The sequence below is a fragment of the Mammaliicoccus vitulinus genome (genome assembly GCF_029024305.1).
Lineage (GTDB): Bacteria > Bacillota > Bacilli > Staphylococcales > Staphylococcaceae > Mammaliicoccus > Mammaliicoccus vitulinus.
This window is the reverse complement of record NZ_CP118974.1, coordinates 1,924,922-1,949,718: the sequence shown is the minus strand read 5'-3', so window position 1 is coordinate 1,949,718 and position 24,797 is coordinate 1,924,922. Positions and strand designations below refer to the sequence as shown.

General features: G+C 31.6%; 21 protein-coding genes. 17 read left to right on the top strand and 4 right to left on the bottom strand.

Annotated features, from left to right (window positions below; translation table 11 throughout):
- The first annotated feature begins 4 nt into the window (after positions 1-4).
- The 6 genes from PYW35_RS09755 (at position 5) to PYW35_RS09730 (ending at position 9,282) form a co-directional block, all read left to right on the top strand.
- Positions 5-1,078, top strand: coding sequence for an ABC transporter ATP-binding protein (locus PYW35_RS09755; protein WP_016912691.1), 1,074 nt, complete (start codon positions 5-7; stop codon positions 1,076-1,078).
- Complete coding sequence (locus PYW35_RS09750) at positions 1,078-2,043, top strand: ABC transporter ATP-binding protein (RefSeq protein WP_103323098.1); 966 nt, start codon at positions 1,078-1,080, stop codon at positions 2,041-2,043. Before PYW35_RS09755 ends, PYW35_RS09750 begins: the two co-directional genes overlap by 1 nt.
- A 176-nt stretch (positions 2,044-2,219) precedes the next feature.
- Positions 2,220-3,890 (top strand): peptide ABC transporter substrate-binding protein, encoded by a 1,671-nt coding sequence (locus PYW35_RS09745; RefSeq protein WP_103323099.1) that lies wholly within the window; start codon positions 2,220-2,222, stop codon positions 3,888-3,890.
- Between the two features lie 86 nt (positions 3,891-3,976).
- Positions 3,977-5,638, top strand: a complete 1,662-nt coding sequence (locus PYW35_RS09740; protein ID WP_103323100.1) for a peptide ABC transporter substrate-binding protein — start codon at positions 3,977-3,979, stop codon at positions 5,636-5,638.
- A gap of 335 nt (positions 5,639-5,973) precedes the next feature.
- A complete protein-coding gene (locus PYW35_RS09735) occupies positions 5,974-7,614 on the top strand; it encodes a peptide ABC transporter substrate-binding protein (RefSeq protein WP_103323101.1) in 1,641 nt (546 codons plus the stop codon).
- Between the two features lie 42 nt (positions 7,615-7,656).
- The gene (locus PYW35_RS09730; protein ID WP_103323102.1) at positions 7,657-9,282 is read left to right on the top strand and encodes a peptide ABC transporter substrate-binding protein; all 1,626 of its coding nucleotides are present in this window, start codon (positions 7,657-7,659) and stop codon (positions 9,280-9,282) included.
- Positions 9,283-9,696: 414 nt separating this feature from the next.
- Here the strand turns inward: PYW35_RS09730 and trpS are convergent, their stop codons facing one another.
- Positions 9,697-10,692, bottom strand: coding sequence for a tryptophan--tRNA ligase (gene trpS, locus PYW35_RS09725; RefSeq protein ID WP_016913231.1), 996 nt, complete (start codon positions 10,690-10,692; stop codon positions 9,697-9,699).
- A gap of 334 nt (positions 10,693-11,026) precedes the next feature.
- Here trpS and spxA point away from each other — a divergent pair, with 334 nt between their 5' ends.
- The 4 genes from spxA (at position 11,027) to pepF (ending at position 15,150) form a co-directional block, all read left to right on the top strand.
- Positions 11,027-11,422, top strand: coding sequence for a transcriptional regulator SpxA (spxA, locus tag PYW35_RS09720; RefSeq protein ID WP_016913230.1), 396 nt, complete (start codon positions 11,027-11,029; stop codon positions 11,420-11,422).
- A 151-nt stretch (positions 11,423-11,573) separates the two neighbouring features.
- A complete protein-coding gene (mecA, locus tag PYW35_RS09715; RefSeq protein WP_103323104.1) occupies positions 11,574-12,266 on the top strand; it encodes an adaptor protein MecA in 693 nt (230 codons plus the stop codon).
- A gap of 47 nt (positions 12,267-12,313) precedes the next feature.
- Positions 12,314-13,303, top strand: coding sequence for a competence protein CoiA (locus tag PYW35_RS09710; protein WP_103323105.1), 990 nt, complete (start codon positions 12,314-12,316; stop codon positions 13,301-13,303).
- Between the two features lie 41 nt (positions 13,304-13,344).
- On the top strand, positions 13,345-15,150 hold the full coding sequence (gene pepF / locus PYW35_RS09705) for an oligoendopeptidase F (protein WP_103323106.1): 1,806 nt from the start codon (positions 13,345-13,347) through the stop codon (positions 15,148-15,150).
- A gap of 593 nt (positions 15,151-15,743) precedes the next feature.
- On the opposite strand, the gene PYW35_RS09700 is transcribed toward pepF, so the two are convergent.
- The 3 genes from PYW35_RS09700 to PYW35_RS09690 form a co-directional block, all read right to left on the bottom strand.
- The gene (locus PYW35_RS09700; protein ID WP_103323107.1) at positions 15,744-16,535 is read right to left on the bottom strand and encodes a DsbA family protein; all 792 of its coding nucleotides are present in this window, start codon (positions 16,533-16,535) and stop codon (positions 15,744-15,746) included.
- Between the two features lie 20 nt (positions 16,536-16,555).
- Entirely contained in the window at positions 16,556-16,915 is a 360-nt protein-coding gene (locus tag PYW35_RS09695) for a truncated hemoglobin YjbI (protein WP_016912326.1), read from the bottom strand.
- A 95-nt stretch (positions 16,916-17,010) separates the two neighbouring features.
- Positions 17,011-17,589, bottom strand: coding sequence for a CYTH domain-containing protein (locus PYW35_RS09690; RefSeq protein WP_103323108.1), 579 nt, complete (start codon positions 17,587-17,589; stop codon positions 17,011-17,013).
- Positions 17,590-17,724: 135 nt separating this feature from the next.
- On the opposite strand from PYW35_RS09690, the gene PYW35_RS09685 reads away from it, so the two are divergent.
- The 7 genes from PYW35_RS09685 to fabI all read left to right on the top strand — a co-directional run bounded on the left by PYW35_RS09685 (position 17,725) and on the right by fabI (position 24,591).
- Positions 17,725-18,081, top strand: coding sequence for a UPF0738 family protein (locus PYW35_RS09685; protein WP_016912324.1), 357 nt, complete (start codon positions 17,725-17,727; stop codon positions 18,079-18,081).
- 5 nt (positions 18,082-18,086) lie between these two features.
- Positions 18,087-18,722 carry a GTP diphosphokinase gene (gene yjbM, locus PYW35_RS09680; RefSeq protein WP_016912323.1) on the top strand — a complete coding sequence of 212 codons (636 nt, stop codon included), beginning with the start codon at positions 18,087-18,089 and terminating at the stop codon, positions 18,720-18,722.
- 12 nt (positions 18,723-18,734) lie between these two features.
- Positions 18,735-19,538, top strand: coding sequence for an NAD kinase (locus PYW35_RS09675; protein ID WP_016912322.1), 804 nt, complete (start codon positions 18,735-18,737; stop codon positions 19,536-19,538).
- A gap of 3 nt (positions 19,539-19,541) precedes the next feature.
- Entirely contained in the window at positions 19,542-20,402 is an 861-nt protein-coding gene (locus tag PYW35_RS09670) for an RluA family pseudouridine synthase (RefSeq protein WP_103323109.1), read from the top strand.
- Between the two features lie 31 nt (positions 20,403-20,433).
- Entirely contained in the window at positions 20,434-21,816 is a 1,383-nt protein-coding gene (mgtE, locus tag PYW35_RS09665; RefSeq protein WP_016912320.1) for a magnesium transporter, read from the top strand.
- Positions 21,817-21,826: 10 nt separating this feature from the next.
- Complete coding sequence (locus PYW35_RS09660) at positions 21,827-23,665, top strand: cation:proton antiporter family protein (RefSeq protein ID WP_016912319.1); 1,839 nt, start codon at positions 21,827-21,829, stop codon at positions 23,663-23,665.
- A 152-nt stretch (positions 23,666-23,817) separates the two neighbouring features.
- Positions 23,818-24,591, top strand: a complete 774-nt coding sequence (fabI, locus tag PYW35_RS09655; RefSeq protein ID WP_016912318.1) for an enoyl-ACP reductase FabI — start codon at positions 23,818-23,820, stop codon at positions 24,589-24,591.
- The last annotated feature ends 206 nt before the right edge of the window (positions 24,592-24,797 follow it).

Here is a 24,797-nt window from a genome sequence, read left to right as displayed (position 1 = left end):
AATTATGGCTAAGAGAATATTAGAAGTAAATAACTTACATGTTTCCTTCGACATTGACGCGGGGGAAGTACAAGCTGTAAGAGGTGTAGACTTTTATTTAGATAAAGGAGAAACACTTGCTATTGTTGGTGAATCTGGATCAGGGAAATCAGTTACAACAAAAGCACTCATGCAGTTACTGCCTAAAAAGGTAGGTAGAATTAAAGATGGTTCAATCTTATTCGACGGGAAAGATTTAGCTAAATTAAAAGAAAAAGAAATGCAAAAAATTCGTGGTAAAGAAATTGGCATGATATTCCAAGATCCAATGACTTCTTTAAATCCTACAATGAAAATTGGGAAACAAGTTATGGAGCCACTTATTAAGCATCAAAAATTATCCAAACATGATGCTAAAAAGCGAGCATTGGATATTTTAAACTTAGTAGGATTACCGAAAGCTAAAGAAAGATTTAATAACTATCCTCACCAATTCTCTGGTGGTCAAAGACAAAGGATCGTTATTGCAACTGCTTTAGCATGTGACCCTAAAGTGTTAATTGCAGACGAACCAACTACAGCATTGGATGTTACGATACAAGCTCAAATTTTGGAATTAATGAAAGAATTACAACATAAAATTGATACTTCTATCATATTTATTACTCATGATTTAGGTGTTGTAGCGAACGTTGCTGATAGAGTGGCAGTAATGTACGGTGGTCAAATTGTTGAAACAGGTTCAGTAGATGAAATTTTCTATAATCCTAAACATCCGTATACTTGGGGACTGTTGTCTTCAATGCCAAGCTTAGAAACGACTCATGATACAGAACTACTAGCAATTCCTGGTACACCACCAGATTTGATTAAGCCGCCTGTAGGTGATGCGTTTGCGAGACGAAGTGAATATGCACTAGATATTGACTATAAGGAAGAGCCACCTTGGTTCCAAGTGTCTCCAACACATTTCGTTAAATCTTGGTTATTAGATGAACGAGCACCTGAAGTGGAATTACCAGAAGCTGTTAAATTAAAACAAAAAGCAACACCAGATCAATTTGACAAGCCAAAACGTGTAGAAAGGGTGACGTTCTAATGGCTCAAAATAAAGAAGTATTAATTGATGTACAAAATTTGAAACAGTATTTTAACGTCGGTAAGAAAAATGAAGTTAGAGCAGTTGATGATATCTCTTTTAAAATTTATAAAGGTGAAACATTAGGTTTAGTAGGTGAATCTGGTTGTGGTAAATCCACAACTGGACGTACACTTATCAAACTATATGATGCTACTGACGGTAAAGTCATATTTGATAATGTTGATATTCAAAATATTAAAAAGAGAAAAGATCTTTTGAAATTTAACCGTCGTATGCAAATGATTTTCCAAGATCCATATGCATCTTTAAATCCGAGGTTAAAAGTGATGGATATTGTAGCTGAAGGATTAGATGTGCATAAACTCGTTTCTAGTAAAGAAGAAAGAAAAAAACGTGTTTATGACTTATTAGAGACAGTTGGTCTATCTAAAGAACATGCGAATAGATACCCACATGAATTCTCTGGTGGTCAAAGACAAAGGTTGGGAATCGCACGCGCATTAGCTGTTGAACCTGAATTTATCATTGCAGATGAACCTATTTCTGCACTTGATGTATCTATTCAAGCACAAGTGGTTAACCTAATGCAGAAGCTTCAAGATGAAAAAGGTATAACATTCTTATTCATCGCACATGATTTATCAATGGTTAAATATATTTCAGACAGAATTGGTGTTATGTATTTTGGAAAGCTGGTTGAACTTGGGCCATCTGAACAAATATATATACATCCTCAACATGAATATACAAAATCTTTATTATCTGCTATTCCGTTACCAGATCCTGATTCTGAAAGAACAAGAACGAGATCTTCATATAATCCTGAGATACATAAATATGAGGATGATGACAACTTGGAACTTAGAGAAGTAGGACCAGATCACTTTGTATATTGTTCTGAAAAGGAATTTGCTGAGAAAAAAGAAAATTATAATAAAGATTTTGATTTAACTGAAGCATAATTTTAATTTTCAACTAAAATTAAAATTGTTATAAAGTTAATTATGATTTTATTTTGCAATATATCAATTGTTTGAAAATTGTATGAAACACTATTGTTTTTTATGCATTTTTAAAATATAATAAAATTAAGAATCTTCTGAAAATTTAGGAGAAAAAAACAAGGGGGAAGAGCTATATGAGGAAAAGATTAGCGGCTTTATTATCAATTTTAGTTGCAGTTGTTTTAACGTTAGCAGCATGTAGTGGTGGTGGTTCTAAAAGTGAAGATGGAGGTAAAGGCGGCGTTAAAAGTGAAAAATCTGAAAACGTCTTAAACTTAACTTCTACGGCCGATATACCAACGATGGACTCATCGTTAGCAACTGACCAAATATCATTTATCAACTTTAATCAAACATTAGAAGGGTTATATGTGTTAGATAAAGATGATAAACCTGCTCCAGGTGTTGCTAAAGAAGATCCTAAAAAATCTGACGACGGGAAAACGTGGACGATTAAGTTACGCGACAACGCTAAATGGTCAAATGGGGATCCAGTTACAGCGCATGACTTCGTTTACGCATGGCAAAGAACGGTAGATCCAGATACTGCAGCTGAGTATGCATACATGTTTGAAAATATCGAGAACGCTAAAGATATTACTGCTGGTAAGAAAAAACCAGAAGAGTTAGGTGTTAAAGCAGTAGACGATCAAACATTAGAAATTAAATTAGTGAAAGACGTTCCTTGGATGCAAAGTCTATTTGCTTTCGGTTCATTCATGCCTCAAAATGAAAAATTCGTTGAAAAACAAAGGAAAAAATTCGGTACAACAGCTGATGCAACTTTATCAAACGGTCCTTTCCAATTAGAAGATTGGAAAACTGAAGATAACTGGAAATTAGTACCAAACAAAGAATATTGGGATAAAGACAAAGTTAAATTAAAAGAAGTAAACTATAAAGTCGTAAAAGAAAATCAAACATCATTAAATCTGTATCAAACTGGAAAAGCAGATAGTGTAGTACTAGAAGCTCAGAATGTTCCAAAATATGAAGATAGAAAAGATTTCTCAACAGAATTAGTAGCATCTAACTGGTTCTTAAGAATAAATAAAACTAAAAATAAAGACTTATCTAATGAAAATTTGAGAAAAGCTATTGCTAAATCATTTAATAAAAAAGAATACACTAATTCTATATTAAATAATGGTTCATTACCTACTGATACTCTTATGATTAAAGATTTTGTTGAAGACAAAAATGGTAAAGATTATCTTGATGGCGTTAAATCTCCATTAAATTATGATAAAGAAGAAGCTAAAAAATTATTAGAAAAAGCTAAGAAAGAAACTGGTAAAGATAGTTTCAAAATTGAATTTTTAACATATGATGATGCAGAAAGAAAACAAGCGGCACAATATATGAAAGAACAAATTGAGAAAAACTTACCAGGCGTTACATTAAAAATTAAACAACAACCATTTAAACAAAAATTAGCTCTAGAATCTAAAGGCGATTATGATATTTCATTTGCTGGTTGGGGTCCTGACTATCCAGATCCAACAACATACTTAGACTTATTCACAAAAGATAGTCCTCATAACCAAACTGGATATTCAAATGCTGAATATGATAAAGCTTTAGAAGAAGCTAATTCAGATGAAATGTTGAAACCAGAAAATGAACAAAAACGTCTTGAAATGTTGCAAAAAGCAGAAGGTCAGTTTTTAGAATCTGCTGCAATTGCTCCAATGTATCAAGCTGGTGTTGCTCGTTTACGTCAACCATACGTTAAAAACTGGCAGACACATAAATTCGGTGGTGACTACTCTCTTAAAGAAGTAGAAATCGCTGGAGCTAAATAAAAGTGAATGAAAGCAATCAATGGAAACATTGATTGCTTTTCTTTATATCAAACAAGTTTTTATAAAAAAATAGGAGGCTTATGAATATGAATAAAAGGTATAAAGTAATGTTTGTAATATTCGTATCTTTTGTACTGATTTTATCTGCATGTAGTGGCGATAATAAAAAGGACAGTGATAATAATATTAAGCAGTCTAAATCTAAAAATGAACTTAATCTATCATCTAGTGATGATATACCTACGATGGACCCTTCATTAGCTGCTGACCAAGTTTCATTTACAACATTTACCCAAACGCTAGAGGGTTTATATGTACTCGATAAAGATGATAAGCCTATCCCAGGCGTTGCGAAAGATAAACCTGAGAAATCGAGTGACGGTAAAACATGGACGATTAAATTAAGAGATAATGCAAAGTGGTCTAACGGTGATCCAGTTACGGCGAATGATTTCGTCTTCGCATGGCAACGCTCAGTTGATCCTGACACAGCAGCAGAATTTTCATATATGTTTGAAAATATAGAAAATGCGAAAGAAATAACGGCTGGAGATAAGAAACCTGAAGAACTTGGTGTGAAAGCAATTGATGATCATACACTTGAAATTAAACTGATTAAAGACGTACCATGGATGGAAAGTTTATTAGCTTTTAGTTCTTATATGCCTCAAAATGAAAAGTTTGTTAAAGCACAAGGAGACAAATTTGGTACAACAGATAAAACAACTTTATCAAATGGGCCATATAAATTAACAGAATGGAAACCAGAAGATAGATGGAAATTGGAAAAGAATGATCAATATTGGGATAAAGATAAAGTGAACATTAAAGATGTGAACATTAGAGTTGTTAAAAACACACAAACGGCTATTAACATGTATCAAACTGGCAAGTTAGATATGGTAGGTTTAGATGCACAAAATGTTAAGAAATATAAAGACAGAGAAGATTTTTCAACTGAATCTACATCTGGTAGTTATTTCTTTAGAATTAATAAAGAAAAGAACGAAAACTTAAAAAATGAAGATTTAAGAAAAGCGATAGCGAAATCAATAGATAAAAAATCTTATGTTAATTCATTGCTCAACAATGGTTCTAAACCATTAGACACGCTAATGATTAAAGACTTTGTAAAAGATGGAGACAACAAGGATTATACAGAAGGTGTTAAATCACCTTTAAGCTATGATAAAGCTGAAGCTAAAAAACATTTGGACAAAGCTAAAAAAGATTTAGGAAAAGACAAATTTACGATTGAATTATTAACTTATGATGAAGACGAGTCTAAAAAAGCAGGTGAATTTGTTAAAGAGCAAGTAGAGAAAAACTTGCCTGGTGTTACTTTGAAAATTAAACAACAGCCATTTAAACAAAAGCTTGCATTAGAAACTAAAAAAGATTTTGATATTTCATTTGCTGGTTGGTTCCCTGACTATCCAGATCCAACAACATTTTTAGATGTATTTACATCAGATTCACCACATAACCAAACAGGATATGCGAATAAAGAATATGATAAAGCAATAGAAAAAGCAAATTCTGATGAAATGCTTAAATCAGAAAATAGTGAGAAGCGTATTAAAATACTTCAAGATGCAGAATCAGAGTTCTTAGATTCAGCTTCTATTTCACCATTATTCCAAACAGGGGCTGCAAGACTGACACAGCCATATATTAAAAATTGGCAAAATCATAAATACGGCGGAGATTACACATTAAAAGGTGTAGAAATAGAAGGCGCTAAATAATAAATATATTAAAGCGTTCGAGACATAAATGTCCTAAACTGTAATGATTTTGTGAAGTGCGGACGCCCGGGGGAATAGTATGAGTGAGAGACTACAGGCTCGAGCCATACCCCCAGGCAAGCATGCACTTTCAAAATCGTAAGATTCAAAAAATATAAATCACCCAATCCGATAGTGTATCGAAGGATTGGGTGATTTATATTTATAAAGAAATTGTGGGAAATTTATTTTTCATATCTTGATAAGTTATCTTGCTACAAATTGAAAATAACTTTATAATTGAAGAAAGTTCAGAAATGACTGAATTTTCAAAAATTGAATAAGGGGAAATGTTTATGAACAACAAACATTTAAGGTGGAGCTTTTTAGTTTTTCTGTCGGTTATTTTATTTTTATCGGGATGTAGTGGTGGGAATGAAAAGAAAGAAAGTGACTCTTCTGCAGGGGATGGCAAAAAGTTACGATTAATTTCTATTTCTGATATTCCATCAATGGATTCAACATTAGCTACTGATGCTGTTTCTTTCGATGCGTTAAATAATACAATGGAAGGATTGTATAAGTTAGACAAGAATGACAAAGCGGTTCCGGGAATTGCGAAAGGTGATCCAAAAAAGTCTGATGATGGTTTAACGTGGACGATTGAATTAAGAGATGCTAAGTGGTCTAATGGCGATAAAGTTAAAGCAGATGATTTTGTTTATGCTTGGCGTAAATTAGTAGATCCGAAAAACGCTTCTGAATATGCATTTATTATGTTTGATATTAAAAATGCAGAAGACATTAACAAAGGTAACAAAAAGCCTGAAGAATTAGGTGTTAAAGCAATTGATGATCATACATTAGAAATTAAGCTGAATCGTGAATTACCTTATTATCAAGAGTTGTTAACATTCGGTTCGTTTTTACCTCAAAATGAGAAGTTTGTAAAAGAAAAAGGCGATAAGTACGGTACAACAGCAGAAGATACTTTATACAATGGACCGTTTACTTTATCAGATTGGAAAACAGAAGATAATTATACGTTCACAAAAAACAAAGAGTATTGGGATAAAGGCAATGTGAAGTTAGATAGTGTTAACTTCAAAGTGGTTAAAGAGCCGCAAACAGCTTTAAATATGTACAATGCAGGCGATGTTGATGAAGCATTAATTCCTGCTGAAAATGTAGATAAATATAAAAAAGATAAAGCTTATAATACTGAACTTGAATCTAGAGTTTACTTTATGAGAATGAACCAAAAAGATGTACCAGAATTTAAAAATAAAGATTTAAGAATGGCAATTGCTCAATCAATTGATAGAGAGCAATACGTTAAGAGTAATTTGAATAACGGTTCTAAAGCAGCAAATACATTAGTACCAACTGAATTTGTAAAAGATAAAAAAGGCACAGATTATACGAAAGGTGTTAAGACTGAAAATAAATTTAACAAAGAAGAAGCTAAGAAACATTTAGAAGCTGCTAAAAAAGCACTTGGTAAAGATGAATTCACTTTTGAATTGTTAACTTATGATCAAGATAATGCTAAAAAAGACGCTGAGTATTTCAAAGAACAAATTGAACAAAACTTACCTGGCGTTAAAATTAAAGTGAAGCAACAACCATATAAACAAAAGTTAAAACTTGAAGCTAATATGGATTATCAAATTTCATTCGGTAGATGGGGTCCAGACTATCCAGATGCTATGACATTCTTAGATTTATTTACGAGTGATAACGTTATGAATGAAACAGGATGGAAAAACAAAGAATATGACAAGAAAATTAAAGATGCAGGAAACAATTTGTTAGATAAAGAACAAGAGCGTATTGAAACAATGCAAGATGCTGAAACATTATTATTAGATGAAGCAGTAATTGTTCCAATCTATCAGCAAGGTAATGCGAGATTAACACAAAGTTATGTTAAAGATATTGAAAGACATAAGTTTGGTGGAGATACAGATTTAAAACACGCTTATATTCAAAAGTAACAAATCAGTAGTTTAAATGAAAAAACTAAGGGGATGAGTTACATGTCTAAAATGTTCAAATTTATAGCAATGATGTTAACTGCAGTACTTGTATTAAGCGCTTGTTCATCAGGAGGAGGCAAGAAAGACTCTAAAAGTGATGAAACATTAGATTTACAAATCAATGGGGACGTTCCTACAATGGACTCAGCGATGGCAACAGATGGTTTATCATTTGATATGTTCTTCCAGACTATGGAGGGTCTTTATACATTAGATAAAAATGATAAAGCAATACCAGCTGTAGCAAAAGGGGAACCTAAAATTACAAATGACGGGAAAAAATGGACTGTCAAATTAAGAGAAGATGCTAAATGGTCAAATGGTGATCCAGTAACTGCAAAAGATTTCGTCTTCGCTTGGAGAAAAGTTCTAGATCCAGATACAGCATCTGAATATGCGTATATTTTATATGATATTAAGAATGCTGAAGCGGTTAACAATGGAGATAAGAAACCTGAAGAACTTGGTGTAAAAGCAGTAGATGATCATACATTAGAATTCGAACTTACAAAATCGTTACCATATTATAAAGAATTGCTTTCATTCGGTACATTTATGCCACAAAATGAAAAATTCGTTAAAAAACAAGGCGATAAATATGGTACTACTGTAGAATCAACACTTTATAATGGACCATTTAAAATGGCTGAATGGAAAACTGACGATAAAGTTACTTTAGAGAAAAATGATAAATATTGGGATAAAGATAAAGTTAAATTAAATAAAGTGAACTATAAAGTAGTTAAAGAAGCATCAACTGCTGTAAATTTATATGAAACAAATAAATTGGATATTGTAGACTTACCAGCAGAGCAAGTGAAAAAATATAAAGACGATAAAGCATTTAATACAGAGTTAGATACGGTAACTTACTACTTTAAATTAAATGAAGATACCGTACCAGAATTTAAAAACCAAGACTTTAGATTAGCTTTTGCTAAAGCGATAGATAAAGACGCTTACGTTAAAAATAATTTAAATAATGGTTCGATTCCGTCAGATAATTTTGTGCCAAAAGACTTTGTTAAAGATAGTAAAGGAAAAGAATATCAAGATGGCGTAAAAAATAAGAATCAATATAACGTTAAAGAAGCAAAAGAACATTTTGAAAAAGCTAAAAAAGCGTTAGGTAAAGATAAATTTACGATTGAATTGATGACTTATGATAAAGACACAGCTAAAAGAGATGCAGAATACTTTAAAGAACAACTCGAGAAAAATTTAGATGGCGTAACAATCAAAATCAAACAACAGCCATTTAAACAAAAACTTGATGTCGTGTCTAAAGGAGAATATGAAATGTCACTAGAGAACTGGATTCCAGATTATCCAGACCCAATGACATTCTTAGAATTATATGTAACAGATGGATCACACAATAATACAGGTTGGTCTAATAAAGAATACGACAGTATTATAAAAGCAGCAGATTCATCATTAGCAAGCGATCCAGACAAACGACTTTCTGAACTACAAAGAGCAGAAGGTATGCTATTAAACGAAGCTGGTATCATTCCACTTTATCAAGTTGGGATAGCACAACTGAAAAAACCAAATGTTAAAAATGTAGTCAATCACCAATTCGGTGGCGTATCTACATTAAAAGAAGCATATATCGAGAAATAGTATAATACAAAAGCGTCTGGGACATAAATGTCCTAAACTATAATGATTTTGAAAAGTGCATGCTTGCCTGGGGGTATGGCTCGAGCCTGTAGTCTCTCTCACATACTATTCCCCCGGGCGTCAGCACTTTACAAAATCAGAAATACAAAATCACCCAATCCGAAAATGATTCCAACGGATTGGGTGATTTATTTTAAGTTAGGATTTATGTCCCAAACACTTTTCCTAAGATTAGTATGTTTATAATGGGGTGTGAATTTATCAAGTCAGGCTCCACATGATAAATAGAGGCGATGAATTTATCAAGTCAGGCTCCACATGATAAATAGAGCCGTTGAATTCCACCGCTCTGCTGATTCACTCTATACAATAAAGAAAGCAATCGCTCGTTATGAGCGATTGCTTTACTATTCATTATTTTCTTTTGCGACCTAGTCCCATAGCATTTTCCATTTTTTTTAATGTTTTATTAGCTACGAAGCTTGCTTTGTCTCTACCTTTATCAAGTATTTCATCTAATACTTCTTTGTTTTCATAGAAGTAATTGAATTTTTCTTGGAACGTTATAAGGAATTTTTTAACTTCTTCAGCTAAGTCGCCTTTAAAGTCTCCATATCCTTTACCTTCGTATTGTGCTTCTAGTTCTTCAATTGATTTACTAGTAATACTTGAATAGATGACTAACAAATTACTAATACCTGGTTTGTTCTCTTTATCATATTTAACAATTCCATCAGAATCAGTTACAGCACTTTTGATTTTTTTCGCTGCAACGTTTGGTTCATCTAATAATGAGATGAAGTTCTTTTGGTTATCATCACTTTTACTCATTTTTTTAGTAGGATCTTGTAAACTCATTATTCGAGCGCCAAATTTAGGCATGTGAATGGATGGCTTAGTTAATATATCATTATATTTAGAATTAAAACGGTCTACAACGTTACGCGTTAATTCTATATGTTGCTTCTGATCATCTCCAACAGGGACGATGTTCGTGTTATAAAGCACAATGTCTGCTGCCATTAACGGTGGGTAAGTTAATAATCCAGCTGGGATACCTTGTGATTGTTTTTGCGCTTTGTCTTTATATTGAGTCATTCTTTCTAGTTCACCGATTGAAGTAATTGTCGTTAAAATCCAACCTGCTTGAATGTGGGCTGGTACTTCTGATTGAATGAAGAGTGTTACTTTTTCGTGATCTAAACCTGATGCTAAATATATAGCAGCTAGTTTACGTGTGTTTTCTCTTAGCTTAAGTCTGTCTTGAGGTACTGTTATTGCATGTTGGTCTACAATACAAAAAAAGCAGTCATAATCATGTTGAATCTCATTAAACTGTTTTAAAGCACCAATATAATTACCTAAAGTTGGAATCCCACTAGGTTGGATGCCTGAAAATAAAGTTTCCATTAATGTTGCCTCTTTTCTACAAAATTTCTTTATATCATTATAACAGTATTTTATTCATTTGTAAGTTGTGTTATTCTAGTTAATAGATAAATGTATTGTTAATAGCAAATTCATCTATAATTTATATGCTTTTTAATGAATTATTAGAAGTTTCTCATTTAATTTTAATCTTTGAGTTATATAATATGTTTATAGCAATTAGATAAAGATTAAACCAAGTGAGCATTATATGTTTAACCTATTGCTATATGGGGTATACATAAATAAGTGCATTTAAACTTATAAGTTCACTGACGTTTAACATAAATAATATTCGATTAGGAGAGTGAGATGTATGGTAACATTATTTACTTCACCAAGTTGCACATCTTGCCGTAAAGCGAAAGCATGGTTACAAGAACATGACATTCCGTATACGGAGCGTAATATTTTTTCAGAACATTTAACATTAGATGAAATTAAATCAATCTTAAAGATGACAGAAGATGGAACAGATGAAATTATTTCAACTCGTTCTAAAACATATCAAAAATTAAATGTAGATATCGATGCATTACCTCTACAAGAATTATATACAATTATTCAAGATAATCCAGGTTTACTACGTCGTCCAATTATTTTAGACGAAAAACGTTTACAAGTTGGATATAACGAAGATGAAATTCGTCGTTTCTTACCTAGGAAAGTACGTACTTTCCAACTATTAGAAGCACAACGTATGGTTGACTAATTTGGTCTAATATTAAATTTATAGCTCCTGTTTACAGGGGCTATTTTTATATAAAAAATTAAATTAGAATAGTTTAAACAAATTACTGTTAAAATGTATTTGTTTATAATACAATGAATGTACTATTCCTAGAGTAAGGGAGTGTGACATTATGAGAATAGAACGAATTGATGAAACAACTGTAAAATTATTTATAACTTATCAAGATATCGAAGCAAGAGGTTTCAAAAGGGAAGACTTATGGACAAACCGTAAACGCGGAGAAGAGTTTTTCTGGTCTATGATGGATGAAATTAATGATGAAGAAGACTTCGTTGTCGAAGGTCCTTTATGGATCCAAGTACATGCGTTTGAAAAGGGTGTTGAAGTAACAGTATCTAAATCTAAAGGTGATGAGCTGTTGAATATGACTGACGAGGAATCTAATGAACAATTAGAGTATCAAGTCAATGATTTCTTATCTCAAGCACTCGATTCTGACCAGAATATCGGCGAAATGTTAAACGAAGACAACGAATCAGATCAACAATTTATTCCTAAAGACATCGGATTACTTGTTAGATTCGAAGAGTTAGAAGATATTATCGAATATGCACATTATAATGAACATAAAGATATTGTATTCACAGATTTATTATATATGTTAGATAACAAATATTATTACTATGTACAATTTGATCAAATAGATAGTGAAGAAATCATTAACGATTTTTATGGACAATTGCTTGAATATGCAAATCCAACACAAGTTTCTAAATTATATCTAGATGATTATGCGAAAATTGTCATGAGTTATAATGTTATGGGTCAAGTAACAAGATATTTTGAACCGAAAAATAAATAAGTAATTTTAGCACCTCTTTACGTTTTATATAGTAAAGAGGTGTTTTTATGTTAATAGGACTAAATAAAAATAATGAACGCGTATTTGCGCAACATGCTAAACCACATGAAATTTATAAGTGCCCTGACTGCTTATCAGAACTTATTTTAAAAAAAGGGAAGCATACTGTAGCTCATTTTGCCCATAGAGCAAATAGTTATTGCTTAAGAAATAGTTATAAGAAAGAGTCTTTAATACATTTAGCATCTAAACATCATATTTATTCGCAGTTGAATGATAAAGTAATGATAGATATGGAATATTATTTATCTGAAATAGATCAAATTCCCGATATTATTATTAACAAGAATATCGTAGTTGAATTTCAATATTCTCCGATCAGTCTAGATTTATTAATGGATAGAACTGAAGGGTTTAAAGCCTTGAATATGCGTGTGATATGGATAGGGAAAGAAATAGATTATCATAATGGTGTATTCCGTCTCAGTTATTTTGAAGCGGCTTTAATAAATCATATAGAGAGAACATTAATCACTTATAATCCTCACAACAAAACGCTCATTAGATATGAAGGGATACAACCACTAGATAAGTATACATTTATAGGTAATAGAAATAAGATTGAATGGGAAGATTTATTAAAAGGTCATCCTGTGCATCATGTTCCAAATTTATATTTAACTGACAGTGCTTATCATCATTATTTGTCGAAATGTAGACAGCGCAGAAATGTATTAGAACCAACACTTTCATTATTATATAACGCGAGATTAATACATAAAGATAGGTTGCAAATCATTGGCATTATTGTACCTGAACAAATATATTTTTTAACACATTGTATAACTTGGCAAACTTACTTATATTATGAAATGGAGAAGAAGACTTTTACTTTTGAGAACTTCTTTAAATTTATGAAATTCAGAACATTTTATGATTGTCATTTTTCAAAGAAAGAGATACTAGCAAAAGCCTTGAATTCATATATTTCGATTATTCATCAAAAGTCTATATCACGTGCAAAAATGACTGTTTAATGAGAAAATTATAAATATGAAATTCAAAGGAGGCTATTAATATGGCAAAGTTAATTACAAGAGAAGAACAGCAAGAACAATATACATGGGATTTAACAACTATTTTTGCTTCGGATGAAGCTTACGAAGAAGCTTTTAAAGAATTAGAGACATATTTAGGTAAAGAAGAACGTTTTAAAGGACATTTGAAAGATAGTTCAGATACACTTTATCAAGCTTTATTACTAGATAGTGAAATAGATGAGAAATTAGGTAAAGTCTATGTGTATGCGCATTTGAAACATGACCAAGATACTGCTAATGATAAATACGCGGGTTATGAAGCTAAAGCAGCCACTTTAGCTAACAAATTTGCTAGTGCATGGAGTTTTATATTACCAGAATTAATGTCTATAGATGAAGAAACATTAAACGAATTTGTTGCTTCAAACAATGATTTAAAAAGATATCAATTCGATATAGAGAAATTAAATAAAAAAAGACCTCATATTTTAAGTGATAAAGAGGAAAAAATATTGGCAGAAGCGGGTGAAGCATTACAAACGCCAAGTAACGTATTTGGTATGTTTAATAATGCTGACTTGGAATTCAAACCTGCTATAGATAAAGATGGAAAAGAACATGAGTTAACACAAGGTACATACACTAAATTGTTAGAGTCTGAAGACCGTGTTTTAAGAAAATCTGCTTACGATAATGTATATGATGCGTATGGTAGTCATAACAACACTTTAACAGCGACATTAAGCGGTAAAGTTAAGACTGCTATATTTAGTTCTAAAGTACGTCAGTATCAATCAGCTAGAGAACAAGCGTTATCTAATAATTTCATTCCAGAAGAAGTTTACGACAATTTAATTGATACTGTGCATAAATATTTACCATTGCTTCATCGTTACACTGAACTTAGAAAAGAATTATTAGGTTTAGATGAAATGCATATGTACGACATGTATACACCACTAGTTAAAAACTCATCATTTGAAATGCCTTATGAAGAAGCTAAAGACTGGATGGTTAAAGCTTTACAACCAATGGGCAAAGAATACATTGAAGTTGTAGAAGAAGGGCTAAATAATAGATGGGTAGATGTATATGAAAATAAAGGTAAACGTTCTGGTGGATATTCATCAGGTGCACATTTAACAAACCCATTCATATTACTTAATTGGTCAGACTCAATTTCTGATTTATTTACACTTATCCATGAATTTGGGCATTCAGCACATAGTTATTTCAGTAGAAAGCATCAACAATCAAATGAAAGTGGTTATTCAATATTTGTTGCTGAAGTTGCATCTACTACAAATGAAGCATTGTTAAGTGAATATATGGACAAGAATTTAGAAGATCCTGAAAAACGTAAATATTTATTGAATCAAGAATTAGAAAGATTTAGAGCAACATTATTTAGACAAACAATGTTTGCTGAGTTTGAATATCTGATTCATAAAATTGTTGAAGAGGGAGAACCTTTAACAGCTGACCGTTTGAATACTGAATACGCAGAGCTAAATAAAAAGTATTTTGGTAATTCAGTTGTAACAGATGACAATATCGCTAAAGAATGGTCTCGTATACCTCATTTCTATTATAATTTCTACGTTTATCAATATGCTACTGGCTATAGTGCAGCACAAGCATTGAGTAAACAAATATTAGATGAAGGAGAACCAGCAGTTAAGAGATATATTAACGAATTCTTAAAAGCAGGTAGTTCAGATTATCCAATTGAAGTATTGAAAAAAGCAGGTGTAGATATGACCTCTAAACAACCTATAGAAGAGGCAATGGAAGTCTTTGAACAGAAGTTAAATGCCTTTGAAAAGCTAGTAAAAGAGAATTAAATGTATGTACACGTTTCCAATATGACAAGTGTGTGACAAATTAAAAAAACCGACGTTTTTTGTTGAATTTAGTCTCGAAACCATGTTATATTACATACATGAAATTAATCACATAACAAACATACCCCTTTGTTTGAAGTGAAAAAATTTCTCCCATCCCCTTTGTTTAAGCACCGTGTAATCAGACACGGTGTTTTTTTTATTTGTTCATAGATAACATCCCAAAAGTTATCTATTATTTAGTAAATATGAGTCAAATAACTTATGTTTAACTAAAAGAGTATGGAATCTAAATTCACATACTCAAAAAATGATCTTGTGACATAAATGTCCTAGATACTTAAAAAGCGCAGAAATTCATTGTTAAAATTGAATTTCTGCGCTTTTTCTTATATGTGTTGCTATTAAGTCAATTACTAATTCGCGCTTTACTTTGGATTTCTCTTGTAATGATAAACAAATCATACCCTGAGATAAGTATGGGCTTTACAATATCAGAAATATAAAAATCACCCAATCTGAAAATGAATCCAACAGATTGGGTGATTTATTTTGAGAAGAGCATGATGTCCTAAGCTCATTGTTTTTATTATTTATCTTTTCTTGAATTTCCAAAAGTCGCCATTTACTGAATCTTGTTGTTCAATATAATTTTGAAGTTGTAATTTTTTTAATTCTCTTTTAACGATTTTTTCTGGCCATTCATATATTGTCGCTATTTCTTGTTCAGAAATAATGCTTTGTGATTGTATATAATCTATCAATTTAGGAGGGAGTTGCTTTTCAACTTCTGTTCCCATCAGTTCTTGAATAATATAGGTATATATATGGTATGGGTAATTACCTTCTACTTTTAGTCCTTCTGAATGTACGTCTTCATTAAAGAAAACGAGTGATGGTGTCATATTGATATCCATCTCACGGGCAATATGCAAATCAGTTTGTAAACTCTCAGTTAGTGATTGCTCTTTTAAGTCTTTAATAAAGACTGGTAAATCAATTCCTGATTTATAAGCACACTTTCTTATGATTTCAGTTGTGATGATTTTATCTTTAGGAATAATCTCATTCTGAAGTAAGTTTAAAAATCTACTTGCTCTGTTATGTCCTTGTAATTCTGCTGCTTTAAACGCTAAAGCTACATTATCAAATTCACATGTGCTTTGAGCCTGACACTTAGTTAAAACTTTAAGAGATGGGTTCAAAATCTGACGAACCTTGACATATTTTTGGTATTCAATTTTTAGCTTTGCTAATGTTGATGATAGATTGAAACAATCTTCGCAAAATGGATCGAAAAATGAATAAATTTCAATTTTGCTCACGGGTGTTAAATCTATATTATTTTGTTCATTAGCATGGATTAATCTTAATTCTTCGGCCATATTATCCACCTTCAACTATATTAAGCGTTAACCATGTGATTTGCAGTTAGCTTGAGTCTTTCATATAAATATTCTTGTATATCTTTATTTAATTGAGAGCTGGTAATTGCTTCGTGCATATTTTCTAACCAAGCATCTCTTTCTTTATCCGTAATTCTGAAAGGCAAGTGACGCTGACGTAACATCGGATGACCATGTTCTTCTGTATATAATGCAGGACCACCCAAAAACTGAGTTAAGAATTGCTTCTGTTTACGACTCGTCTCTGCAAAGTCACCAGGGAAAAGATGATTAATCCGATTATCTTTTTCTACAAGATAATAAAAGTGATCAATCATGTCGTATAAATCTTGGGGGTCGATTACTTCGTATGGGGTCATAATTTCACCTTTTCTTGCTTATTTCAATATCGATAATATTAATATAACATGTTCTTAAATTTTTAAAAGTATTTCGACTTGTACCGAAAGTGAATTCATGTTGTTCTATGTTGTGCATCAAAGAACCGTTTAACTTTATTATCTGGTACCTTTTTTGATATCTTCATTTTTTCTAACAATTCATTAAAAGCAACTGCACCTTTATCATAGTCAGTTACCTCAAATTCAAGCTCATAATCTTCAATGCCTAAATAAGTACTGTGATCTAAAACTAACAAACCAGACTCAATTTCTTTTTCAAGTCTATAAGTCGTTAAGTCACCGAGTAAATGGAGGTCATTAATCGGTATATCATGTTTGTTTAATATTTCAGTAATATTTTCTGGAAGAAATTGTTTATTTAAAATACTTCCTTGTTCTGGTAATTGATCAATTATTTCATTATATTCTAAAAGACCAATGTTTTGCGGAACTTTTAATGTCATTTCATAATGATTGCTCTTCTCACGTATTCTTAGCGCCATTCTTTTGCCAATAATATCGTGATTTGGTGTATCTATATAGTGATTTGTTTGTTTAAATGGCTCACTTTGTTTAAAATAATATTGTTTGATTACATTATATTCATCAATAGTGAGTAGATTTTTAAATTCAATTTCTAATTCTTGTCCCATTTTCTGCTACACTTCCTTTTACACTATTATTATAGAAGATTTACGTATAAACAAGTAATTATGTAAAAATAGCGTGATGATATGAATGTTTAAATTAAAATGTGTTAAAATAGATTGGAATAAGGAGGAACAGCAATGCGTATTTATGTGAATGAAATTAAGATAAATGATAATCAAATCAAATGTTATACAGATCAGTCAACTGAAGGGTTAGAAGCAGCAGAACATATGATTGTAGATAGTGATAATCATGCATTTGTATATATGCTAGATAACGGTGAAAATTATAATTATTTATTATTTGTGGAAGAAACATGGTCAATGATTCATGAACATTTCGACAAAGAAATCATCGTCAACGATCATTTGATATTAACTTCATTTAAAGAAGAAATGGAATTTTTATTAGATAATATTGCAGATAATCACAACTATGGTAAAGCGTTTGTGGCTTCTGTAGAGGAAGCATTTGAATTAAACAAAGCGGAGTGATGGTTATGAATCAATGGGAAGAATTTTTGGCACCATATAAACAAGCAATTGACGAATTAAAGATTAAATTGAAGGGGTTACGTAAGCAATATGAATCTTCAGATAAACCTTCGCCAATTGAGTTTGTTACTGGCCGTGTTAAGCCAATTTCAAGTATTATTGATAAAGCAAATCAACGTAATATTCCTTTCGATAGATTAAGAGAAGAAATGTACGATATTGCTGGTTTAAGAATGATGTGTCAGTTTGTAGATGATATAGATGTTGTTGTTGAGCTATTAAGACAGCGACAAGATTTTGAAGTAGTGGAAGAGCGTAATTACGTAGAATATACTAAAGAAAGTGGTTACCGTTCTTACCATGTGATCATCAGCTATCCTATTGAAACATTACATGGTCAAACAAATATTTTAGCAGAAATACAAATTAGAACTTTAGCAATGAATTTCTGGGCAACTATTGAACATACTTTGAGATATAAATATGATGGCGATTATCCTCCTGAAATTAGAAATAGACTGGAGAGAGCAGCTGAAGCGGCATTCTTATTGGACGAAGAAATGTCAGAAATACGTGAAGAAATTCAAGAAGCTCAGAAATATTATTCAAGACAGAAGAGTAATAAACATAAACATGATTAAGGGGTGAATGCTTTGAAGTATAATATATTATCTAAAGGTGATTCAAAATCTAATGCATTAATGTATAAGATGAAAAATCATATGAATGACTTTAATATGATTGAAGATAAAGAATCACCAGATATCGTAATTTCAGTTGGTGGTGATGGTACTTTATTACAAGCATTTCACCAATATAGTCACATGCTAGCTGATGTTAGTTTTGTAGGTGTACATACTGGGCATTTAGGTTTTTATGCAGATTGGTTGCCACATGAAGTTGAAAAATTAATTATAGAAATTAATAATTCAACATATCAAGTGATTGAATATCCATTATTAGAAGTGATTATTCGCTATAAAAAAGGTGGATATGAAACAAGATATTTAGCATTAAATGAAGCGACTATAAAAACAGATAATGGCGCTACATTAGTTGTGGATTTAGTATTAAGAGGAGAGCAATTTGAAAGGTTTAGAGGAGACGGATTATGTGTCTCTACACCTTCAGGTTCAACTGCGTATAATAAAGCGTTGGGTGGCGCATTAATACATCCATCTCTTGAAGCAATGCAAATAGCTGAAATAGCCTCTATAAATAACCGTGTCTTTAGAACTGTAGGTTCTCCATTAGTATTACCTAAACATCATGTGTGCCATATTCATCCTGTTAATCATGATACATTGCAAGTTACAATTGACCATGTGAATGTAAAGCATAAAAATATTGAATCTATACAGTATAGGGTAGCTAATGAAAAAGTTCGATTTGCTAGATTTAGACCATTTCCATTTTGGAAAAGAGTTCACGATTCATTTATATCTAATGAGGAATAAAAAATGAAAGTATTACAATATATTGCAACATCGTCTAACGTGTTAAAAACATTTTTATATGATAAAGGCATTTCTAGAAAGAGTTTAAGCGCCATTAAGCAGAATGGCGCTTTATTAGTTAATAAAGAAAATGTAACTGTTAGAAAAATCATTCAAGAAGGCGATGAAGTAACAGTTTATTTACCAAACGAAACACCTAGTCCTAATCTTGAGCCAGTTAAAATGGATTTGAAGATATTATATGAAGATGAGTGGTTTATAATTGTTTCAAAGTCAGCGATGATGAATACGGCACCTTCAAGAGAACATCGACATAATAGTTTAGTTGAAGCGGTTCTATATTATATGATTCAAAATGGAGAACAGACAATTCCACATATTGTGACACGTTTAGATAGAGGTACAAGCGGTATTGTTATATTTGCAAAGCACCAATTGTTACATCATATGATATCAGAGACAACAGTGAACAAATATTATTTAGCAGTTGTCCACGGTGTTGTTAAGCAAAAATATGGAAAAATTGAAGCGCCAATCGCTAGAGCTAAACATTCTATTATAGAAAGAGAAGTATCTCCTGATGGTAAATTTGCGCACACTGAATATGAATATTTAAGTGATGATTCACAAAATAGTATGCTTAAATTGCAATTGTTTACAGGGAGGACACACCAAATTAGAGTTCATCTAGCACATATAGGACATCCTATAGTTGGTGATAGTTTGTACGGCTATAAAACAAAAGGTATTGGACATCAATTATTACAATGTTACAATGTAGAATTTGAGCATCCAATAACAAAGAATAAAATTAATATAATTGATGAAATGCACTATAACTTAGCGGCTATAGATATGCTATAATAAATTGTATTTTTATGAGGAGGTGGCAAAGTTGGTTAACGAAAATAATGAACAATACATCGAAGACGAAGCTTTTGATAAAGAGCAGCTTGATGCATTATTAGAGAATGATAAAATAGACCAATTTCGAGAAGAATTTTTAACGATGCATACATATGATCAAGGTGAGTACTTTGAAATATGTGACAATGGCCTTAAACAAAAAATATATCAATTTCTTTCTCCTGAAGAAGTTGCGGACTTCTTTGAAACGACTGAATTAGATGATGAAGAATACGAAGAAATCTTTCAAAATATGAATGCTAACTATGCTAGTCAAATGTTAAGTGACATGTCTTATGACAATGCTGTTGATATTTTGAATGTATTATCAAAAAACAAAATAGCCACTTTACTCACACTCATGAATCGTGAAGATGCGAGAGAAATAAAAGCATTATTACATTATGAAGAGGATACTGCCGGCGGTATCATGACCACAGAATTTATTTCAGTGTATTCGACTATGTCTGTGAAAGAAGCTATGTTCTATGTTAAAGAACAAGCTCCACAAGCTGAAACAATATATGTCATTTTTGTTGTTAATGAAAATAAAAAATTAGCTGGTGTCATCTCACTTCGTGATTTAATCGTAGCGGAAAATGATGCTTATATAGAAGAAATTATGAATGAACGTGTAATTAGTTCTAACGTTGCAGATGACCAAGAAGATGTAGCGCAAACAATGCGTGACTATGACTTAATTGCGTTACCTGTTATAGATTATCAAGATCACTTGCTAGGTATTATCACAATCGATGATATTTTAGATGTAATGGATGAAGAAGCAAGTGAAGACTACTCTAAATTAGCCGGTGTTTCTGACATCGACTCTACAAATGATTCAGTAGTTCAAACAGCTATGAAACGTTTACCATGGTTGTTAATTTTGACTGTGTTAGGTATGATAACTGCATCTATTTTAGGTCAGTTTGAAGAAACGTTATCACAAGTTGCATTATTAGCAGCATTTATACCTATTATAAGTGGTATGAGTGGGAATTCAGGAACACAATCTTTGGCCGTATCTGTACGTAATATATCTACAGGTGAAATAAACGAACAAAGCAAATTTAAGCTTGCTTTACGTGAATCTGGATCAGGTTTGTTAACAGGTTTCTGTTGTGCAGTAAGTTTATTTATTATAATTGTAGTGATTTATCGTGAACCTATATTAGCATTAATTGTTTCAGTTAGTTTAACAGTTGCAATGACAGTAGGTACACTTATGGGCGCAATTATTCCAATGTTTATGAATAAAATGAATATTGATCCAGCTGTTGCAAGTGGACCGTTTATTACGACGATCAACGACATCGTAAGTATGTTAATATATTTCGGCTTAGCAACAGCGTTTATGTCTTATCTAATATAAGGAGAAAAATATGGAGCATTCTAGTTTTACATCTCTTGTTATCGTTGTTATAGCTGCATTTTTAACGCCTATACTTGTTAATAGACTTAAAATTTCTTTCTTGCCTGTTGTCGTTGCTGAAATCATAATGGGGATCATTATCGGTGATTCTTTATTTGGTTTAGTAAAAGAAGATGCATGGTTATCTATATTATCAACATTAGGTTTTATATTTTTAATGTTTTTAAGTGGATTAGAAATTGATTTTAATGCTTTTAAAACGAAAAAACATTCTAAAGAAGATGAAGGGAACGTACCAAGTAATTTATATTTAATGACAGTCGTTTTCTCATCAATTATGATTTTATCAATTTTATTAGCCTTTGTATTTAAATGGACTGGTTTAATCGATGACGTATTATTAATGATCATAATTATTTCGACAATTAGTTTAGGTGTTGTTGTACCAACGTTAAAAGAAATGAACATCATGCATACTAGTATAGGTCAATTTATCTTATTAGTAGCAGTAGTAGCTGACTTGGCTACAATGTTGTTATTAACTGTATATGGTACGATTTACGCAAAAGGTGACTCACCATTATGGTTAATAGGAATATTAATTGTATTTAGTTTTATATTTTATATAATGGGTGGTTTATTTAAAAAATCACCTTTCTTAAAAAAATTAACATCAGGAACAACACAAATTGGTATACGTGCAGTATTTGCTTTAATTATTTTATTAGTAGCTCTAGCTGAAGGTGTTGGGGCAGAGAATATTCTTGGTGCATTCCTTGCAGGTGTGATCGTTTCACTATTAGGACCTGACCAAGATATGGTTGAAAAGCTAGATTCATTTGGATATGGTTTCTTTATACCAATATTCTTCATTATGGTTGGTGTAAACCTCGATATACCATCACTTGTTAAAGAACCAGAATTACTTATTATCATACCATTACTGTTTATTGCATTTTTAATTTCTAAACTTATTCCTGTTGCCTATATCGGCAAATGGTATGATAAGAAAACAACTATTTCATCAGCATTTTTATTAACATCAACGTTATCATTAGTCATTGCAGCAGCTAAAATTGCTGAACAACTCGGAACAATTAGTCCGGAAATATCAGGGATTCTCATTTTGAGTGCAGTCATAACGTGCGTCTTTGTTCCTGTAGTATTTAAGAAAATGTTCCCAATGCCTGAAGAAACGAAGATGATTGTTAAAGTAAGCTTTATCGGTAAAAACCAATTATCGATACCAGTTGCTCAAAGTATACATTCACATATATATCAAACGACTATGTTCTTTAGAAAAGATTTGTCAGATAATAGAAAATTAGATCAAAGTATTAAAACATATGAATTAGATGATTATATTGAAGAAGAATTGGTGGAATTAGGACTATTCGATTCAAACATTATTGTATGTTCTGCAAATGACGACAGTATTAATAAAAAAGTCGCTTTAATGGCTCATAAACATGGCGTAAAACGAATCATTTGTAAACAAGAAAATGGTTCTGAAGATATAGAATTTGAAGGTAAAAACATTGAATTCTTTAGTAGTTTCTTAAGTAATAAAATATTGCTTAAAGGTTTAATTGAATCACCGAACATGTTGAACTTATTAAGTAATGTAGAGACATCATTATATGAAATAGAAATGAAAAATCATAGCTATCACAATGTGTTGCTTAGATCATTCCCATTTGCTGGAGATGTTATCTTTGTTCGTATCATTAGAGGAAAAGATTCAATCGTACCTCATGGTGATACAGAACTGCAATACGGCGATAAATTAATTGTAACGGGTTCTAAAGAATACGTTTCAGAATTAAAACAAGATATGGAATTTATATAATAAATTTAGTAAAAATGAGGTACACAAATAATCCTCATTTTTACTTTTTTTGAATTTTAAAATAAAAGTATAACGCTTGTCAGGTGGTCTGACCAGTGGTATCATAACGAGTGAATGTTATGAAGAATATACATATTAAAGGAGTATAATCAATGTTTAATTTAGAAGGTAAAACATATGTAATTATGGGAATCGCAAACAAAAGAAGTATCGGCTTTGGTGTTGCTAAAGTGTTAGACGAATTAGGCGCTAACTTAGTATTCACATATAGAAAAGAACGCAGTAAAAATCAACTTGAAAAATTATTTGAAGAACTAAAAAATCAAAATGGTAAACATATTTATGAGTGTGACGTTCAACAAGATGATCACGTTATAAATGCATTTGAACAAATTGGTGAAAAATTTGGTCATATAGATGGTGTTTATCATTCAATCGCTTTTGCAAATATGGAAGACTTAAGAGGTAGATTTATAGATACATCTCGCGAAGGATTCTTATTAGCTCAAGATATCAGCTCATTCTCTTTAACAATTGTAGCTAGAGAAGCTAAAAAATTAATGCCTGAAGGTGGAAGTATTGTAGCAACTACTTATTTAGGTGGAGAATATGCAGTACCTAATTACAATGTAATGGGCGTAGCTAAAGCAAGTTTAGAAGCAAACGTAAAATATTTAGCGCGTGATTTAGGTGAAGATAATATTAGAGTGAATGCAATCTCAGCTGGACCAATACGTACATTAAGTGCCAAAGGTGTAGGCGGATTTAATGCAATACTTAAAGAAATAGAAGAACGCGCACCATTAAAACGTAATGTAGATATTATTGAAGTAGGTAAAACAGCAGCTTACTTACTAAGTGATTACTCTAGTGGTGTTACAGGCGAAAATATCCACGTAGACTCAGGATACCACGTCGTAAGATAATACAAACTAAAAATATAAAATCCATTCAGAACGAGCTTAAATAGAGCAAAGCCTTGATTTCGTAATCATTGACTTTGAATCTAGAAATAAGTAATCGTATGAATGGATTTTTTTATGGGAATATTTTACAAAATAGTTGACGTTTTTTGGAAGTTATAATACTATATGTTTATAAAAGTAGGAGAGTCCAAGCCGTTAAGTTGGAC

Bases quoted from the DNA above. Each gene is read 5' to 3' on its own strand.
- PYW35_RS09755 (WP_016912691.1), top strand. From the start codon at position 5: ATGGCTAAGAGAATATTAGAAGTAAATAACTTACATGTTTCCTTCGAC.
- PYW35_RS09750 (WP_103323098.1), top strand. From the start codon at position 1,078: ATGGCTCAAAATAAAGAAGTATTAATTGATGTACAAAATTTGAAACAG.
- PYW35_RS09745 (WP_103323099.1), top strand. From the start codon at position 2,220: ATGAGGAAAAGATTAGCGGCTTTATTATCAATTTTAGTTGCAGTTGTT.
- PYW35_RS09740 (WP_103323100.1), top strand. From the start codon at position 3,977: ATGAATAAAAGGTATAAAGTAATGTTTGTAATATTCGTATCTTTTGTA.
- PYW35_RS09735 (WP_103323101.1), top strand. From the start codon at position 5,974: ATGAACAACAAACATTTAAGGTGGAGCTTTTTAGTTTTTCTGTCGGTT.
- PYW35_RS09730 (WP_103323102.1), top strand. From the start codon at position 7,657: ATGTCTAAAATGTTCAAATTTATAGCAATGATGTTAACTGCAGTACTT.
- trpS (WP_016913231.1), bottom strand. From the start codon at position 10,692: ATGGAAACTTTATTTTCAGGCATCCAACCTAGTGGGATTCCAACTTTA.
- spxA (WP_016913230.1), top strand. From the start codon at position 11,027: ATGGTAACATTATTTACTTCACCAAGTTGCACATCTTGCCGTAAAGCG.
- mecA (WP_103323104.1), top strand. From the start codon at position 11,574: ATGAGAATAGAACGAATTGATGAAACAACTGTAAAATTATTTATAACT.
- PYW35_RS09710 (WP_103323105.1), top strand. From the start codon at position 12,314: ATGTTAATAGGACTAAATAAAAATAATGAACGCGTATTTGCGCAACAT.
- pepF (WP_103323106.1), top strand. From the start codon at position 13,345: ATGGCAAAGTTAATTACAAGAGAAGAACAGCAAGAACAATATACATGG.
- PYW35_RS09700 (WP_103323107.1), bottom strand. From the start codon at position 16,535: ATGGCCGAAGAATTAAGATTAATCCATGCTAATGAACAAAATAATATA.
- PYW35_RS09695 (WP_016912326.1), bottom strand. From the start codon at position 16,915: ATGACCCCATACGAAGTAATCGACCCCCAAGATTTATACGACATGATT.
- PYW35_RS09690 (WP_103323108.1), bottom strand. From the start codon at position 17,589: ATGGGACAAGAATTAGAAATTGAATTTAAAAATCTACTCACTATTGAT.
- PYW35_RS09685 (WP_016912324.1), top strand. From the start codon at position 17,725: ATGCGTATTTATGTGAATGAAATTAAGATAAATGATAATCAAATCAAA.
- yjbM (WP_016912323.1), top strand. From the start codon at position 18,087: ATGAATCAATGGGAAGAATTTTTGGCACCATATAAACAAGCAATTGAC.
- PYW35_RS09670 (WP_103323109.1), top strand. From the start codon at position 19,542: ATGAAAGTATTACAATATATTGCAACATCGTCTAACGTGTTAAAAACA.
- PYW35_RS09660 (WP_016912319.1), top strand. From the start codon at position 21,827: ATGGAGCATTCTAGTTTTACATCTCTTGTTATCGTTGTTATAGCTGCA.
- fabI (WP_016912318.1), top strand. From the start codon at position 23,818: ATGTTTAATTTAGAAGGTAAAACATATGTAATTATGGGAATCGCAAAC.